At 73.3% G+C, this 16,555-nt stretch carries 13 protein-coding genes; 9 read left to right on the top strand and 4 right to left on the bottom strand.

What is annotated here, in order from left to right; all coding sequences use genetic code 11:
* Positions 1-475 precede the first annotated feature (475 nt).
* From F1615_RS09280 to rbsD, 5 genes are read left to right on the top strand one after another with little or no spacing between them, the layout of a single operon-like run.
* The gene (locus F1615_RS09280; protein ID WP_149548409.1) at positions 476-1,510 is read left to right on the top strand and encodes a LacI family DNA-binding transcriptional regulator; all 1,035 of its coding nucleotides are present in this window, start codon (positions 476-478) and stop codon (positions 1,508-1,510) included.
* Positions 1,507-3,036 carry a sugar ABC transporter ATP-binding protein gene (locus F1615_RS09275; RefSeq protein ID WP_149548408.1) on the top strand — a complete coding sequence of 510 codons (1,530 nt, stop codon included), beginning with the start codon at positions 1,507-1,509 and terminating at the stop codon, positions 3,034-3,036. Before F1615_RS09280 ends, F1615_RS09275 begins: the two co-directional genes overlap by 4 nt.
* The gene (locus F1615_RS09270) at positions 3,026-4,984 is read left to right on the top strand and encodes a substrate-binding domain-containing protein (protein WP_149548407.1); all 1,959 of its coding nucleotides are present in this window, start codon (positions 3,026-3,028) and stop codon (positions 4,982-4,984) included. Before F1615_RS09275 ends, F1615_RS09270 begins: the two co-directional genes overlap by 11 nt.
* Before the next feature lie 23 nt (positions 4,985-5,007).
* Positions 5,008-5,913 carry a ribokinase gene (locus F1615_RS09265; RefSeq protein WP_149548406.1) on the top strand — a complete coding sequence of 302 codons (906 nt, stop codon included), beginning with the start codon at positions 5,008-5,010 and terminating at the stop codon, positions 5,911-5,913.
* Positions 5,910-6,299, top strand: coding sequence for a D-ribose pyranase (gene rbsD, locus F1615_RS09260; protein WP_149548405.1), 390 nt, complete (start codon positions 5,910-5,912; stop codon positions 6,297-6,299). The genes F1615_RS09265 and rbsD overlap by 4 nt, the downstream gene beginning before the upstream one ends.
* 201 nt (positions 6,300-6,500) lie before the next feature.
* Here rbsD and F1615_RS09255 read toward each other — a convergent pair whose 3' ends face one another.
* The 3 genes from F1615_RS09255 to F1615_RS09245 are packed head-to-tail and all read right to left on the bottom strand — an operon-like array spanning position 6,501 to position 9,627.
* Positions 6,501-7,331: a sugar phosphate isomerase/epimerase family protein gene (locus F1615_RS09255; protein WP_149548404.1), complete on the bottom strand. Its 831-nt coding sequence runs from the start codon at positions 7,329-7,331 to the stop codon at positions 6,501-6,503.
* Entirely contained in the window at positions 7,328-8,479 is a 1,152-nt protein-coding gene (locus F1615_RS09250; RefSeq protein WP_149548403.1) for a dihydrodipicolinate synthase family protein, read from the bottom strand. Before F1615_RS09250 ends, F1615_RS09255 begins: the two co-directional genes overlap by 4 nt.
* Positions 8,476-9,627: a Gfo/Idh/MocA family protein gene (locus tag F1615_RS09245; protein ID WP_167533696.1), complete on the bottom strand. Its 1,152-nt coding sequence runs from the start codon at positions 9,625-9,627 to the stop codon at positions 8,476-8,478. The genes F1615_RS09250 and F1615_RS09245 overlap by 4 nt, the downstream gene beginning before the upstream one ends.
* Positions 9,628-9,875: 248 nt before the next feature.
* Between F1615_RS09245 and F1615_RS09240 the strand changes: the two genes are divergently transcribed.
* Positions 9,876-10,922 carry a LacI family DNA-binding transcriptional regulator gene (locus F1615_RS09240; protein WP_149548402.1) on the top strand — a complete coding sequence of 349 codons (1,047 nt, stop codon included), beginning with the start codon at positions 9,876-9,878 and terminating at the stop codon, positions 10,920-10,922.
* Positions 10,923-11,187: 265 nt separating this feature from the next.
* Positions 11,188-11,988, top strand: coding sequence for a sugar phosphate isomerase/epimerase family protein (locus F1615_RS09235; RefSeq protein ID WP_149548401.1), 801 nt, complete (start codon positions 11,188-11,190; stop codon positions 11,986-11,988).
* Positions 11,989-12,323: 335 nt separating this feature from the next.
* Here F1615_RS09235 and F1615_RS09230 read toward each other — a convergent pair whose 3' ends face one another.
* The gene (locus tag F1615_RS09230) at positions 12,324-13,241 is read right to left on the bottom strand and encodes an EamA family transporter (RefSeq protein ID WP_149548400.1); all 918 of its coding nucleotides are present in this window, start codon (positions 13,239-13,241) and stop codon (positions 12,324-12,326) included.
* A gap of 147 nt (positions 13,242-13,388) precedes the next feature.
* On the opposite strand from F1615_RS09230, the gene F1615_RS09225 reads away from it, so the two are divergent.
* Both F1615_RS09225 and F1615_RS09220 read left to right on the top strand, forming a co-directional pair.
* Positions 13,389-14,306 carry a LysR family transcriptional regulator gene (locus F1615_RS09225; RefSeq protein ID WP_149548399.1) on the top strand — a complete coding sequence of 306 codons (918 nt, stop codon included), beginning with the start codon at positions 13,389-13,391 and terminating at the stop codon, positions 14,304-14,306.
* A gap of 354 nt (positions 14,307-14,660) precedes the next feature.
* Positions 14,661-16,505 (top strand): glycoside hydrolase family 3 N-terminal domain-containing protein, encoded by a 1,845-nt coding sequence (locus F1615_RS09220; RefSeq protein ID WP_149548398.1) that lies wholly within the window; start codon positions 14,661-14,663, stop codon positions 16,503-16,505.
* Positions 16,506-16,555 lie beyond the last annotated feature (50 nt).

Genomic DNA, 16,555 nt, shown 5'->3' with positions numbered 1-16,555 from the left:
CCCGAGGCCGCACGCCGCTCGCGCGCCCTGCGCTTGGTCTCCTCCCAGCCCACGGTGCTCATTCGTACTCCCTGGTTTCAAGATCAGCCAGATGTGCCTGGTACCGCTCTTCAGCAAGCGGAATGTTGATGTCGTACCAGCGCTGCCAGTTTCCGGCTTTGTCGCCGGCCACCAGCAGGACTGCCCGGCGCACCGGATCGAAAGCCGACGCCAGTTTCGCCTACCTCAGTCCTCCCCTTCACCTTTGCCCGGTACACGGCACCGGCGACGGGACGGTCTCCGCCCCCGACCGGCGAGTGGCGCCCGGCACACACGAGCCGCTCCCCGCACGCCAGCAGGTGGCCCCGGCCTGAAGAAGTCCGGACCGCCAGCCGGTCACGATTCGGTTTCGGCCACCCGGCAGCCCCTTGCCAGCCACCCGTGTAATCGATTCCAATCCCTCGTGTAATCGATTCCACGAGGAGGTGGAACGGCGATGGCGAGCATCAAGGACGTCGCCGCGCGGGCCGGGGTGTCCGTCGCCACGGTGTCGCGCGTCCTGAACGACCATCCGTCGGTCAGCGCGGACGCCCGTACGCGCGTGCTGGCCGCCGTCGAGGCGCTGGGCTACCGCCCGAACGCCGTCGCCCGGTCGCTGCGCACCGACCAGACCCGCACGCTCGGGCTGGTCATCAGCGACGTGATGAACCCGTACTTCACCGAGCTGGCCCGCTCCGTCGAGGAGGAGGCCCGCGCGCTCGGCTACAGCGTGATCATCGGCAACGCCGACGAGCGGCCCGATCTCCAGGACCACCACGTCACCACCCTGCTGGACCGGCGTATCGACGGGCTGCTCGTCTCCCCCACCGACGGCGGGTCGCCCGGGATGCTGGGTGCCGCGCGGGCCGGGACGCCCATGGTGTTCGTCGACCGCTGGATCCCCGGCGTCGACGTGCCGGTCGTCAGGTCGGACGGGCGGGCCGCCGTACGGGACCTGGTCGCGCATCTGTACGAGCTCGGGCACCGGCGGCTGGCGATCATCGCCGGGCCCGCCGCCACCACCACCGGCCGCGAGCGCGTGGACGCCTTCCGGGAGGCGCTCGGCGCGTACGGGCTCGCCCTGCCCGACGCCTACGTCGGCCAGGGTGACTTCCGGGCCGGCAGCGGGCGCCGGGTCACCGAGGGCTTCCTCGGCCTGGACGAGCCGCCCGAGGCCGTGTTCGCCGCGGACAACCTCATGGCGCTCGGCGCCCTGGACGCCATCCGGGCGCGCGGGCTGCGGGTCCCCGACGACATCGCGCTGGCCGCGTTCGACGACATCCCCTGGTTCGTGCACACCGATCCGCCGATCACCGCCATCGCCCAGCCGACCGGCGAGCTGGGACGCGCCGCCGTGCGCGCGCTGGTCGACCGGATCGAGGGACGGACCGGTGAGTCCGTCACCCTCCCGGCACGGCTGGTCGTCCGCCGTTCCTGCGGTGAGCCGGCCTCCCAAGAACCCCCGTCCCCCGTACGAAGGAGTACGCCGTGAGCAGCCGCAGTCCGGACGAGTTGCTGCGCATCGAGGGCATCCGCAAGACCTTCCCCGGCGTGGTCGCGCTCGACGGCGTCGACTTCGACCTCCGCCGGGGCGAGGTGCACGTGCTCCTCGGTGAGAACGGCGCGGGCAAGAGCACGCTGATCAAGATGCTCTCCGGCGCCTACACGCCCGACGTCGGCCGGATCGTGGTCGGCGGCGAGGAGGTGCGCATCCAGGGTGCGCAGGACTCCGAGCGGCTCGGGATCGCCACCATCTACCAGGAGTTCAACCTCGTTCCCGATCTGACGGTCGCCGAGAACATCTTCCTCGGGCGCCAGCCGCGCCGGCTGGGGATGATCGACCGGAAGAAGATGGACGCCGACGCCGAGGTGCTGCTGGAGCGGGTGGGCGTGAGCGTCTCCCCCCGAGCCCGCGTGCGCGAACTCGGCATCGCGCGGCTCCAGATGGTCGAGATCGCCAAGGCGCTCAGCCTGGACGCGCGCGTGCTCGTCATGGACGAGCCGACCGCCGTACTGACCTCCGAGGAGGTCGAGAAGCTGTTCGCCATCGTGCGGCGGCTGCGCGAGGACGGGGTCGGGATCGTCTTCATCACCCATCACCTGGAGGAGATCGCCGCCCTCGGGGACCGCGTCACCGTCATCCGGGACGGCAGGAGCGTCGGGCAGGTGCCCGCCTCCACCCCCGAGGACGAGCTGGTCCGGCTCATGGTCGGGCGGTCCATCGAGCAGCAGTACCCGCGCGAGCGTGCCGCCGCCGGTGACGCGCTGCTCACGGTCGAGGGGCTGACCCGGGACGGTGTCTTCCACGACGTGGGCTTCGAGGTGCGGGCCGGTGAGGTCGTCGGCATCGCGGGGCTCGTCGGTGCCGGGCGGACCGAGGTCGTCCGGGCCGTGTTCGGCGCCGATCCGTACGACGCCGGGGCCGTGCACGTCGCGGGAACCCCGCTGCGGCGCCACGACGTGAACGCCGCCATGGCGGCCGGGATCGGGCTGGTGCCCGAGGACCGCAAGGGGCAGGGGCTCGTGCTCGACGCCTCCGTGGCGGAGAACCTCGGCCTGGTCACCCTGCGGTCCAGCTCCCGCGCGGGGCTCGTCGACCTCAAGGGGCAGTACGAGGCCGCCGAGCGGATCGCCGGGCAGCTCGGGGTGCGGATGGCCGGCCTCGGGCAGCACGTGCGGACGCTCTCCGGCGGCAACCAGCAGAAGGTCGTCATCGGCAAGTGGCTGCTGGCGAACACGAAGGTGCTGATCCTCGACGAGCCGACGCGCGGCATCGACGTCGGCGCGAAGGTCGAGATCTACCAGCTGATCAACGAACTGACGGCCGCGGGTGCCGCGGTGCTCATGATCTCCAGCGATCTGCCCGAGGTGCTCGGCATGAGCGACCGGGTGGTCGTCATGGCGCAGGGGCGCGTCGCGGGCGAACTGGCCGCCGGCGAGGCGACCCAGGACGCCGTGATGGCCCTCGCCGTCAGTACTCCCCACAGCAACGGAACGGAGGCCTCCGGTGGCCACTGACACGCTCAAGAGCAAGCCGGGCGCGCAGGGCGGCGCCACGGGCGGCCTGCGCCGCCTGCTCCTCGACAACGGCGCGCTGACCGCGCTGATCGTCCTCGTGATCGCCATGTCGGCGCTGTCCGGGGACTTCCTGACCGCCGACAACCTCCTCAACGTCGGCGTCCAGGCCGCCGTGACGGCGATCCTCGCCTTCGGCGTCACCTTCGTGATCGTCTCGGCGGGCATCGACCTGTCGGTCGGCTCGGTCGCCGCGCTGTCCGCCACCGTGCTGGCGTGGAGCGCCACCGAGGCCGGGATCCCGGTCGCCCTGGCGGTCCTCCTCGCCGTCGCGACGGGCATCGCCTGCGGTCTGGTGAACGGTTTCCTCATCTCGTACGGGAAGCTGCCGCCGTTCATCGCGACGCTGGCCATGCTGTCGGTGGGGCGCGGTCTGTCGCTCGTCATCTCCCAGGGCTCGCCCATCGCCTTCCCCGACTCGGTCTCCCACCTCGGTGACACGCTGGGCGGCTGGCTGCCGGTGCCGGTGCTCGTGATGGTCGTCATGGGGCTGCTCACCGCCTTCGTGCTCGGACGCACGTACATCGGACGCTCCATGTACGCCATCGGCGGCAACGAGGAGGCCGCGCGGCTGTCGGGCCTGCGCGTGAAGCGGCAGAAGCTCGCGATCTACGCGTTCTCCGGCCTCTTCGCCGCCGCCGCGGGCATCGTGCTCGCCTCCCGGCTGTCCTCCGCGCAGCCGCAGGCCGCGCAGGGCTACGAACTGGACGCGATCGCCGCCGTCGTCATCGGCGGCGCCTCCCTCGCGGGCGGCACCGGCAAGGCATCGGGCACGCTGATCGGCGCGCTGATCCTCGCGGTGCTGCGCAACGGCCTCAACCTGCTGTCGGTGTCCGCGTTCTGGCAGCAGGTCGTCATCGGTGTCGTGATCGCGCTGGCGGTGCTGTTCGACACGCTGCGCCGCAAGGCGGGCGCGACCACTCCGGCGGCCGGGGCGTCCGGGGGCGGCGACCGGGGCAAGCAGGCACTCACGTACGTCATCGCCGCCGTCGTCGCCGTCGCGGTCGTCGGCGCGACCTCGCTGCTGCACAACGGATCCTCGGCCGCGAAGACGCAGAAGATCGGCCTGTCGCTGTCGACGCTCAACAACCCGTTCTTCGTGCAGATCCGCGCCGGGGCCGAGGAGGAGGCGAAGAGGCTGGGCGTCGACCTGACGGTCACCGACGCGCAGAACGACGCCTCCCAGCAGGCCAACCAGCTGCAGAACTTCACCAGCGGCTCGCTCTCGTCCGTCGTCGTCAACCCGGTGGACTCCGACGCCGCCGGTCCCGCGGTGCGCGGCGCGAACAAGGCCGGCATCCCGGTCGTCGCGGTGGACCGCGGCGTCAACAAGGCGGACACGGCCGCGCTGGTCGCCTCCGACAACGTCGAGGGCGGCGCGCTGGGGGCCAGGGCGCTCGCCGAGAAGCTCGGCGGCAAGGGCACGATCGTCATCCTGCAGGGCCAGGCCGGCACCTCCGCCAGCCGGGAGCGCGGCGCGGGCTTCGCCGAGGGCCTGAAGGACTACCCGGGCATCAAGGTCGTCGCCAAGCAGCCCGCGGACTTCGACCGCACCAAGGGCCTGGACGTGATGACGAACCTGCTCCAGGCGCACCCCGGCATCAGCGGCGTCTTCGCGGAGAACGACGAGATGGCGCTCGGCGCGATCAAGGCGCTCGGCTCCAAGGCCGGGAAGTCGGTCCAGGTCGTCGGCTTCGACGGCACGCCGGACGGGCTGAAGGCGGTCGAGGCCGGCACGCTGTACGCCTCCGTCGCGCAGCAGCCGTCGGAACTCGGCAGGATCGCGGTGAGGAACGCGTTGCGCGCCGCCGACGGCAAGAACGTGGAGAAGATGGTGAAGGTGCCCGTGAAGGTGGTCACCAAGGAGAACGTCGCCGGCTTCGAGGGCTGACGTCCGGGATCGGGGAGCGATTCATGTACGACTACGACCTCCTGGTCGTCGGATCGGCCAACGCCGACCTGGTGATCGGTGTCGAGCGCCGGCCGGGCGCCGGGGAGACCGTGCTCGGCTCCGACCTGGCCGTCCACCCGGGCGGCAAGGGCGCGAACCAGGCGGTCGCGGCCGCCCGGCTCGGTGCCCGTACGGCCCTGCTGGCCCGGGTCGGCGACGACGGGCACGGGCGGCTGCTGCTCGACTCGCAGCGGGCGGCCGGGGTGGACACGGTGGGGGTGCTGGTGGGCGGGGCGCCGACCGGGGTCGCGCTGATCACGGTGGACCCGTCGGGGGACAACAGCATCGTCGTCTCCCCGGGCGCCAACGGCCGGCTGACACCTCAGGACGTGCGGACGGCCGCGAGCCTCTTCCACGCCTCCCGGGTGGTGTCCACGCAGCTGGAGATCCCGCTGGAGACGGTGGTGGAGGTGGTGCGGAACCTGGCGCCGGGCAGCCGCTTCGTGCTGAACCCGTCCCCGCCGCGTCCGCTTCCCGCGGAGGTGCTGACGGCCTGCGACCCGCTGATCGTCAACGAGCACGAGGCGAAGGTCGTTCTGGGCGACGCCGCCGGGGTGAGCGACGAACCGGAGGACTGGGCGCGGCTGCTGCTGGCGAAGGGGCCCCGTTCGGTGGTGGTGACGCTGGGCGGCGAGGGCGCGCTGGTGGCCTCCGCGGACGGCGTGGCCCGGGTTCCTTCCGTCACGGTGCACGCCGTGGACACCACCGGTGCGGGTGACGCGTTCACCGCGGCGCTGGCCTGGCGGCTGGGCGCGGGCGAGCCGCTCGCCGAGGCGGCGGCGTACGCGGCCCGGGTGGGTGCGGCGACGGTCACGAAGGAGGGGGCGCAGGTGTCCTTCCCGACGGCGGCGGAGGTCGCCGGGCTGTGAAGAGGCACGGAATCCTGAACCGGCACCTCTCCGGCGCCCTGGCCGAACTCGGGCACGGCGACGGGGTGCTGGTGTGCGACGCCGGGATGCCGATTCCCGACGGGCCGCGCGTGGTGGACCTCGCCTTCCGGGCGGGGGTGCCCTCCTTCGCCGAGGTGCTCCAGGGTCTGCTGGCGGAGCTGGTGGTGGAGGGCGCGACGGCCGCGGCCGAGGTACGGGACGCCAATCCGGCGGCGGCCGACCTGCTGACGGGCCACTTCCCCGGTCTCGCGCTGGTGCCGCACGAGCGGCTCAAGGAGCTGAGCGCCGGCGCGCGGCTCGTCGTCCGCACCGGTGAGGCACGGCCGTACGCGAACGTGCTGCTGCGCTGCGGGGTGTTCTTCTGAGGCACCGCCCGACGCACTCTCGAGGGGGCCCGGTCCGTCGACCGGGCCCCCTCGGTCCCTCCCCCGTCAGAACCCCTCGAGTCCCCCCCGGGTCCCCTCCCAGAAGTCCTGACGCGAAGTACGACCCGCGAGGTGCGGGGAGGGTTGCACGGTCCGCGGGTGATTTTTTCCGTGGGGCCGTGCACGGCGGGGAGCGGGTCCCTACGCCGCGTGTTCCACGAAGCGTGCCGCCGTTTCGGCGAGGACCTCGCGGCCGTCCCGGGCCCACAGCGCGTCGTTGAAGAGTTCGACCTCGATGGGGCCCGTGTACCCGGCCGCCTCCACGTGGGCCTTCCACTCCCGCATGTCGATCGCGCCGTCGCCGATCTGGCCGCGGCCGTTGAGGACGCCCGCGGGCAGCGGGGTGGTCCAGTCGGCGAGCTGGAAGGTGTGGATGCGGCCCTGGGCGCCCGCGCGGGCGATCTGCGCGGGCGCGGTGTCGTCCCACCAGACGTGGTACGTGTCGACGGTGACGCCGACCTGGCCGGCGGGGAAGCGCTCGGCGAGGTCGAGGGCCTGCGCGAGGGTGGAGACCACGCAGCGGTCGGAGGCGAACATGGGGTGCAGCGGCTCGATGGCCAGTCTCACCCCGTGCTCCCCGGCGTAGGGGCCGAGTTCGGCGAGCGCGTCCGCGATGCGTTCCCGGGCGCCGCGCAGGTCCTTGGAACCGGCCGGGAGCCCGCCGGAGACCAGGACCAGGGTGTCGGTGCCGAGGGTCGCCGCCTCGTCGACGGCGCGGCGGTTGTCGGCCAGGGCGGCCGCCCGCTCGTCGGGGTCGCTCGCGGTGAGGAAGCCGCCGCGGCACAGTGTCGTCACCGTCAGACCCGCGTCGCGGACCAGTTTCGCGGCCGCCCCGACGCCGTACTCCTGGACCGGCTCGCGCCACAGGCCGACGCCCGGTACGCCGAGGTCCCGGCAGGCGTCGACGAGGTCCGGCAGGGACAGCTGCCTGACCGTCATCTGGTTGATGCTGAAGCGGGAGAGGTCGGTCACGGGGTCACTCCGTACAGGTGCAGCAGGGTCCTCATCCGCTCCTCGGCCAGCTTCGGGTCGGGGAACAGGCCGAGTCCGTCGGCGAGTTCGTAGGCGCGGGCGAGGTGCGGCAGGGAGCGGGCCGACTGCAGGCCGCCGACCATCGTGAAGTGCGACTGGTGGCCCGCGAGCCAGGCGAGGAGGACCACGCCCGTCTTGTAGAAGCGGGTGGGCGCCTGGAAGAGGTGGCGGGAGAGTGCGACGGTCGGGTCGAGGAGGGCGCGGAAGCCCTCGGTGTTCCCGGTGTCGAGCACGCGGACCGCTTCCGCCGCGAGCGGGCCGAGCGGGTCGAAGACGCCGAGCAGGGCGTGGCTGAAGCCCTGCTCGTCGCCGGCGATCAGCTCGGGGTAGTGGAAGTCGTCGCCGGTGTAGCAGCGCACGCCCCGCGGCAGGCGGCGGCGCAGGTCGATCTCGCGGCGGGCGTCCAGGAGGGAGACCTTGATGCCGTCGACCTTGTCGGGGTGGGCGGCGATGACCTCCAGGAAGGTGCCGGTGGCCGCGTCGAGGTCGGACGAGCCCCAGTAGCCCTCCAGCGCCGGGTCGAACATCGGGCCGAGCCAGTGCAGGATCACGGGCTCGGCGGACTGGCGGAGCAGGTGGCCGTAGACCTCCAGGTAGTCGTCCGGGCCCTGTGCCGTCGCGGCGAGGGCGCGGGACGCCATGAGGATGGCCTGCGCGCCCGACTCCTCCACGACCGCGAGCTGTTCCTCGTAGGCCGCGCGGACCTCGGCGAGGGTGCCGCCGGTGAGCTGGTCGGTGCCGACGCCGCAGGCGATGCGGCCGCCGACCGCCTTCGCCTCGGCGGCGGAGCGGCGGATCAGCTCGGCCGCGCCCGCCCAGTCCAGGCCCATGCCGCGCTGCGCGGTGTCCATGGCCTCGGCGACGCCCAGGCCGTGCGACCACAGGTGGCGGCGGAAGGCGAGGGTGGCGTCCCAGTCGACGGCCGCCGGCGAGTCGGGGGTGGTGTCGGCGTACGGGTCGGCGACGACGTGCGCTGCCGAGAAGACCGTGCGGGAGGTGAAGGGGGCGCCGGGGGTCGGGGCGAAGGGCTCGGTGCGGGGCTCGTAGGCCCTGAGGGTGCCGTTCGCGTCGGGCAGGTGGAGGGTCACAGCGCGATCTCCGGTACGTCGAGGCGGCGGCCCTCGGCCGAGGACCTCAGGCCCAGTTCGGCGAGCTGGACGCCGCGGGCGCCGGCCAGCAGGTCCCAGTGGTAGGGGGCGTCGGCGTAGACGTGCTTGAGGAACAGCTCCCACTGGGCCTTGAAGCCGTTGTCGAACTCCTGGTTGTCGGGGACCTCCTGCCACTGGTCGCGGAAGGTCTCGGTGACGGGGATGTCCGGGTTCCAGACCGGCTTGGGGGTGGCGGAGCGGTGCTGGACGCGGCAGTTGCGCAGCCCGGCGACGGCGGAACCCTCGGTGCCGTCGACCTGGAACTCGACGAGTTCGTCGCGGTTGACGCGGACCGCCCAGGAGGAGTTGATCTGGGCGATCGCGCCGCCGTCCAGTTCGAAGACGCCGTAGGCGGCGTCGTCGGCGGTGGCGTCGTAGGGCTTGCCGTTCTCGTCCCAGCGCTGCGGGACGTGGGTGGCGGTGAGGGCCTGGACGGACCTCACGCGGCCGAACAGCTCGTGCAGCACGTACTCCCAGTGCGGGAACATGTCGACGACGATGCCGCCGCCGTCCTCGGCGCGGTAGTTCCAGGACGGGCGCTGGGCCTCCTGCCAGTCGCCCTCGAAGACCCAGTAGCCGAACTCGCCGCGCACGGACAGGATCCGCCCGAAGAAGCCGCCGTCGATCAGGCGCTTCAGCTTGAGCAGGCCGGGGAGGAACAGCTTGTCCTGGACGACGCCGTGCTTGACGCCGGCGGCGTTCGCCAGGCGGGCGAGCTCCAGGGCGCCGTCCAGGCCGGTGGCGGTGGGCTTCTCGGTGTAGAGGTGCTTGCCGGCGGCGATCGCCTTCCTGAGGGCGTCCTCGCGGGCGGAGGTCACCTGTGCGTCGAAGTAGATGTCGATGCTGTCGTCGGCGAGGACCTCGTCCAGGTCGGTGGAGACGTGGTCGAGGCCGTGGCGTTCGGCGAGCGCCCTCAGCGCGTGCTCGCGGCGGCCGACCAGGACCGGCTCCGGCCACAGCACGGTGCCGTCGCCGAGGTCGAGTCCGCCCTGCTCGCGCAGGGCCAGGATGGAGCGGACGAGGTGCTGCCGGTAACCCATGCGTCCGGTCACACCGTTCATGGCGATACGCACCGTCTTGCGTGTCACGTCGTTCCCTTCGTACGCGGTCCGCGCGCCGCGTACGCCCCACCTGTCACGCGGCGGGGGCCGTCGCGGGACGGGCGACTGGTGAACGTCACAGCAAGCGCTTTCTATGTAGTGAGAAGTTAGCCTCTGAACGGCGCTCCGGACAAGACCGTCACGCCCCCTGACTTGTTCGAGGGGGCGAACGAACGGGCGTGGAGCCGTAGGGTCTGCTCGGAACCACGACGAGACGCGCGACCGGAGGACGAGACATGACGGTGACCCTGGCGGACGTGGCGGCGCGCGCACAGGTCTCACCCGCGACGGTGTCGCGCGTGCTCAACGGGAACTACCCCGTGGCCGCGTCCACCCGCGAGCGGGTGCTGAAGGCCGTGGACGAACTGGACTACGTGCTCAACGGACCCGCCAGCGCCCTGGCCGCCGCCACGTCCGATCTGGTCGGAATCCTGGTGAACGACATCGCCGACCCGTTCTTCGGGATCATGGCCGGCGCGATCCAGGCGGAGATCGGGGGGCCGGGCGGGCGCGCGGGCGGGGAGAGACTCGCGGTCGTGTGCAACACGGGCGGCTCGCCCGAGCGCGAACTCACCTATCTCACACTGCTCCAGCGGCAGCGGGCGGCGGCGGTGGTACTGACCGGCGGTGCGATCGAGGACGCGCCGCACCAGGCCGCGATGGACGCGAAGCTGCGGAAGCTGGCGGACGCCGGGACGCGGGTGGTGCTGTGCGGGCGGCCGCAGGCACCGGAGACCGGGGCGATCGCGCTGACCTTCGACAACCGCGGCGGCGGGCAGGAACTCACCGGGCATCTGATCGGCCTCGGGCACCGGCGGCTGGGGTACATCGCGGGGCCCCAGGAACGCACGACCACCCGGCACCGGCTCGAGGGCCACCGGGCCGCGCTGGCCGCGCACGGCATCGAGGAGGACCCGCGGTGGACCGTGCACGGGCGGTACGACCGGCGGTCGGGCTACGAGGCCACGCTGGAACTCCTGCGCCGTGATCCGTCGTTGACGGCCGTGGTCGCCGCGAACGACTCCGTCGCGCTGGGGGCGTGCGCGGCGCTGCGGGACTCGGGGCTGCGGATTCCGGACGACGTGTCGGTGGCCGGGTTCGACGATCTGCCCTTCAGCATCGACGCGGTGCCGGCGCTGACGACGGTGCGGTTGCCGCTGGCGGAGGCGGGGGCGCGGGCCGGGCGGATCGCGATGGGGCGGGAGGAGGCGCCGGCGGGTGGGATCGCCGTCGTGCGCGGGGAGTTGATGGTGCGGGGGTCGACGGCGGGGCCGCGGGAGTAACCGGGCCGGGCCCGTCGCTCGGGGGCGGCGGGCGGAGGTGGGGGGCGGGGGTGGGGGCTTGTTCGTCGCCGGGTGCGGGTCGTGGGGGCTCGTCGCGCAGTTCCCCGCGCCCCCGGGGAGTGTCCGTGCCGGGGTTCCAGGGGGCCGGCGCGGGGTGGTCCTGAGGGCGCGCAGATCCGCGGCCGGCGCGTCCGGCGTGCGTGGGCTGCGACAACGGAGTGGCAAGGAGGAGTCGGGGCCGGGGTCGCGGGTAGGGTCCGTTTCCATGAAGCTGGCGTTCTCCACTCTCGGCGTTCCCGGTCTGCCCCTCTCCGAGGTGGCGGCCCTCGCGACCACGCACGGCTACCACGGCGTCGAGTTGCGCGCCCACCCCGAGGAACCCGTCCACCCGGGTCTCACCCCCGGGCAACGTGCCGATGTCGCCGCCGGGTTCAAGGCGGCCGGCGTCGAGATCCTGGGCCTCGCCGGGTACACCCGGGTCGCCGCGCCCGGTGAGGACGAACCCGTCCTCGCCGAGCTGCGGGCCCTCCTCGGCCTCGCCCGGGACATCGGCGCGCCCTTCGTCCGGGTCTTCCCGGGCGGTGACGCCGGGCAGAGCCCCGAGGAGGCGGACGCGACGGCCGCGCGGCGGCTGGGCACCGCCGCCGAGTACGCCGCCGACCTCGGCGTACGCATCCTGCTGGAGACCCATGACTCGCACCGCACCGGTGCCGACGCGATGCGGGTCCTGGGACTGGTCGGCCACCGCCAGGTGGGCGCCCTGTGGGACGTGATGCACACCTGGCTGGGCGGTGAGCAGCCCGTGGAGAGCTTCGCGGCGCTCTCCCCCCACCTCGGCTACGTCCAGGTCAAGGACATCGCCTCCGCCGACGACAGGACCCCCCTCGCGCTCGGCGCCGGTGTCCTGCCGCTGACCGACGTCGTGGAGGTCCTCTCCCGGCACAGCTGGGACGGCTGGCTCTGCTGGGAGTACGAGAAGCGCTGGTACGAGGGTGCCGCGCCGCTGCCGGGGCTGCTCACGCGGGGGCGCGAGCACCTGGCACGGCTGCTCAACGAGGCCGCCTGACCCTCCGGGGGGTGCGGAGGAGAACCCGGAGCGGTGGCCGCGTGGCCGGGTGCGGATGCGTCGTGGCCGGTCGCGCCGTTCCCCGCGCCCCAGGGTGTTTCGTTCCCCGGCGTCCTCGACGCCACCCGCCGCTCCAGCCGGACGCGGCACCGGGGCTGCTCACGCCGGGGCGCGAGCACCTGGCACGGCTGCTGAACGAGGCCGCCTGACCCTCCGGGGGGTGCGGAGGAGAACCCGGAGCGGTGGCCGCGTGGCCGGGTGCGGATGCGTCGTGGCCGGTCGCGCCGTTCCCCGCGCCCCCAGGGTGTTTCGTTCGCCGGGGCGACCGGTTCTCCTCACCGGGCGGCCCGGGAGGGCTCCGCGGGCGTCTCCGCCCGGTGGACCGGCACCGCCGCCGGCCGGCGGAACGTCACCGACGCCAGTGCCACCCCGCCCACCAGCAGGGCCGCCGCGCACCACCGCAGCGGGGTCACCGACTCGCCCAGGAACAGGGCGGCCGACGACATGCCGAAGACCGGGACGAGCAGGGAGAACGGAGCGACCGTGGAGGCGGGGTGGCGGCGCAGCAGCCACCCCCAGGCGCCGAAGCCGAACACCGTGGCGACCCAGGCGACGAAGAGCACCGTGCCCACGCCCGGCCAGTCCAGGCCGCGCAGCGCGTCGAGGCCGGCCGAGGGGCCCTCCAGCAGCAGGGAGAGGGCGAGCAGCGGGAGCACCGGCACCGTACTCACCCAGATCATGAAGTTCAGGGCGTCCGGGGGTGCCGCCTTGCGGGTGAGGATGTTGGAGACGCCCCAGCAGGCCGCCGCCGCGACGACCAGGGCGAAGCCGGCCAGCGGGCCCGAGGTGCCCTCGTCGACCGCCGCGACGCCGATGCCGGCCAGCGCCACCGCCATGCCCACCAGACGGACGCGCGTGGGGCGTTCACCGAGGAGCGCGAAGGCGAACAGGGCCGTGAACACCGCCTGGATCTGGAGCACCAGCGACGACAGCCCGCCCGGCATCCCGGCGTCCATGCCGACGAACAGCAGCCCGAACTTGGCCACCCCCAGCGCCAGTCCCACCCCCACGATCCACTTCCACGCGACCTTGGGCCGTCCCACCAGGAACACCGCGGGCAGCGCCGCCACGAGGAAGCGCAGGGCGGAGAAGAGCAGCGGCGGGAAGTGGTCGAGTCCGACCTCGATGACGGTGAAGTTCACCCCCCACACGGCGGTGACGAGGACGGCGAGGAGCACGTGGGAAGGTCGCATACGTCGAGGATCACCGCCCGCCACACTTCAGCACCAGCGACGATTCCTGCATGGTTGGATGAAGCATCGCTAACCGATGATCTCATCGCCAACCGATGAAGCACTGCCAACCGACGAAGCACCGCCGACCGACGGGGAGCCGCCGTCATGCTCGACCTCCAGCGTCTGCGCGCCCTGCACGCCGTCTCGGTCCACGGCACCGTCGGTGCCGCCGCCGTGGCGCTCGGGTACACCTCGTCCGCCGTGTCCCAGCAGATCGCCAAGCTGGAGCGGGAGACCCGGACCGTGCTGCTGGAGCGGGAGGGCCGCGGCGTACGGCTGACCGACGAGGCGCACCAGCTGGTGCGCGCCGCCCGGGAGCTGATGGTCATCGTGGAGCGGGCGGAGACGGAGCTGGAGGAGCGGCGCGGGGTGCCGGCCGGGCGGCTGGCGATCGCCGCGTTCGCCTCGGCGGCGCGCGGTCTGATGCCGACCGTGCTGGCCGACCTGGCCCGCCGTCATCCCGCGCTCGACACCCGGCTCACCGAGATCGACCCCCATCTCTCCGTGGACCTGGTCGCCAAGGGCGCCGTCGACCTCGTGATCGCGCACGACTGGGACATCGCGCCGCTGCCCGCCCCGGCGGGCGTGGAGCAGGCGGTCATCGGGGACGACCTGTGCGACCTGCTGGTGCCCGAGGGGCATCCGTTCGCGGGACGTACGGCGGTGCGGCGGGAGGAGCTCGGTGGTGAGCGGTGGATCTGCCAGCCGCCGGGTCGGGTCTGCCACGAGTGGCTGGTGCGCACCCTGCGCGCGGCCGGGCACGAGCCGGAGATCGTCCACCAGGCCGACGAGAACCCGACCCTCGTCGCCCTGGTCGCGGCCGGTCTCGGCATCGCGCTGATCCCCCGGCTGGGGCGCGGCCCGCTGCCCGCGGGCGTGGTGGAGGTGCCGCTCGACCCCATGCCCGTACGGCGGCTGTACGCGCTGTGGCGCACCGGCGCGGCCCGCCGCCCGGCGATCGCGGAGACCGTCCGCACGCTGCGCGGGCACTGGCCCGAGGTGTCGGCGCACACGCCCCGCTGAGCCCGCCGGGCCCCCTGGTCCCGACTTCGGGGATTCCGGGCCGGCGGGGGAACCCGTCGCCGCCGCGGTCCGTCCCATGGGCAGGTTGCCGGACGAGTCCCTGTGGTGCGGTGTCGGCCTCGCTGCCGGCAGCGATCGCCGACCCACCCTCTCCGCCGCGCCGCGGCCGGCAGCACGCCGTCATCGGCGCGCGCCCCCTCCCAGCGCGCCGATGACGGCCCCTCCCCCGGCCGCTGCGCATTCCCTTGACTGGCAGAAACTTCCCGGATATTGGTGACCCCCTGGCAGTTTCCTTCAAGGATGTCCTCAGCGGATCCCCGGCCCCCCGCGGATTCACCTTCCAAAGGAGCGCACGTGCCCGACAGCAGCACCGGAAGCACGGGAAGCACCGCACGTCCGTCCAGACGCGCCGTCATCGCCGCGACGGCGGGCGTCACCACCGCGCTGGCGGCCGGCGGGACCGTCCACGCGGCCGCCGGCCCCCAGGCCCCCGACGACAGAAAGCTGCGCGCCCTCATCTCCCGCATGACCCTGGAGGAGAAGGTCGGCCAGCTGTTCGTGATGCGGGTCTACGGCCACTCCGCCACCGACCCGGACCAGGCCGACATCGACGCCAACCTCAAGGAGATCGGCGTCCGCACGGCCGCCGAACTGCTCGCCAAGTACCGGGTCGGCGGCATCATCTACTTCGCCTGGGCGCACAACACCCGTGCCCCGCACCAGATCGCGGACCTGTCCAACGGCATCCAGAAGGCCTCCCTGGGCCTGCCGCGCGGGCTGCCCGTGCTCATCTCCACCGACCAGGAGCACGGCATCGTGGCCCGCGTGGGCGAGCCCGCGACCCTGTTCCCGGGGGCGATGGCCATCGGCGCGGGCGGCTCCCGCTCCGACGCCCGCAGTCTCGGCCGGATCGCGGGCCGCGAACTGCGCGCCCTGGGCATCCGCCAGAACTACTCCCCGGTGGCCGACGTCAACGTCAACCCGGCCAACCCCGTCATCGGCGTCCGCTCCTTCGGCGCCGACCCGGAGGCCGTCGCCTCTCTCGTCGCCGCGGAGGTCAAGGGCTACGAGTCGTCGCACGTCGCGGCGACGGCCAAGCACTTCCCTGGACACGGCGACACGGTCGACGACAGCCACGCCAAGCTGCCGTACATCCACCACACCCGCGAGGAGTGGGAGCGGCTCGACGCGCCGCCGTTCCGTGCGGCGATCGCCGCGGGCATCGACTCGATCATGACCGCGCACATCGTCGTCCCGGCCCTCGACGGCTCCGAGGACCCCGCCACCCTCTCCCGCCCCATCCTCACCGGCATCCTCCGGGAGGAACTCGGCTACGACGGCGTGGTCGTCACCGACTCCCTCGGCATGGAGGGCGTCCGCACGAAGTACGGCGACGACCGGGTGCCCGTGCTGGCCCTCAAGGCGGGCGTGGACCAGCTGCTCAACCCGCCCTCCCTGGACGTCGCCTGGAACGCCGTTCTGCGGGCGGTGCGGGACGGCGAGCTGACCGAGGACCGGCTCGACGAGTCGATCCTGCGGGTGCTGCGCCTGAAGGCGCGACTGGGCCTGTTCACGGACCCGTACGTCTCCCACGCCGGCGTCGACCGCACCGTCGGCACCCGTGCGCACCTGGCCGGCGCCGACCGGATCGCCGAGCGCACCACCACCCTGCTGGTCAACGAGGGCGGACTGCTGCCGCTGTCCCGGCGCAGCCGGCCCAAGCTGCTGGTGGTCGGCGCCGACCCGGCCTCCCCGTCCGGTACGACGGGACCGCCGACCGGGGTGCTCGCCGGCGCCCTGACCGAGCTGGGCTTCACGGCCACCGCCCTGTCCACCGGCACGGCACCGTCCTCCGCGACCGTCGCCAAGGCGGTGGCGGCGGCCCAGGAGGCGGACGCGGTGGTCGTCGGGACGTACAACGTCAGCGCCTCCAGCAGCCAGAAGACGCTCGTGGAGCAGCTGCTGGCGACCGGGAAGCCGGTCGTGGCGGTCGCGATCCGCAACCCCTACGACGTGGCCCACCTGCCCGGCGTGCGGGCGTACCTGGCGTCGTACTCCTGGACCGACGTCGAACTGCGGGCCGCGGCCCGGGTCATCGCGGGCAAGGTGGACCCGCGCGGGACGCTGCCGGTGCCGGTGCAGCGGGCCGACGACCCGGCGACGGTGCTGTACCCGGTCGGGCACGGGCTGAGGTACTAGCCGCCGCGGACGGGCACCGCCCCTCCCCCGTCGGACGTAGCGCCCGTACG

The sequence above is a fragment of the Streptomyces marokkonensis genome (assembly GCF_008312835.1).
In the GTDB taxonomy this organism is placed as follows: Bacteria; Actinomycetota; Actinomycetes; order Streptomycetales; family Streptomycetaceae; genus Streptomyces; species Streptomyces marokkonensis_A.
The sequence above is the reverse complement of the archived record's forward strand: the minus strand, read 5'-3'. Positions and strand labels throughout refer to the sequence as shown.

Bases quoted from the DNA above. Each gene is read 5' to 3' on its own strand.
- F1615_RS09280 (WP_149548409.1), top strand. From the start codon at position 476: ATGGCGAGCATCAAGGACGTCGCCGCGCGGGCCGGGGTGTCCGTCGCC.
- F1615_RS09265 (WP_149548406.1), top strand. From the start codon at position 5,008: ATGTACGACTACGACCTCCTGGTCGTCGGATCGGCCAACGCCGACCTG.
- F1615_RS09240 (WP_149548402.1), top strand. From the start codon at position 9,876: ATGACGGTGACCCTGGCGGACGTGGCGGCGCGCGCACAGGTCTCACCC.
- F1615_RS09235 (WP_149548401.1), top strand. From the start codon at position 11,188: ATGAAGCTGGCGTTCTCCACTCTCGGCGTTCCCGGTCTGCCCCTCTCC.
- F1615_RS09230 (WP_149548400.1), bottom strand. From the start codon at position 13,241: ATGCGACCTTCCCACGTGCTCCTCGCCGTCCTCGTCACCGCCGTGTGG.
- F1615_RS09225 (WP_149548399.1), top strand. From the start codon at position 13,389: ATGCTCGACCTCCAGCGTCTGCGCGCCCTGCACGCCGTCTCGGTCCAC.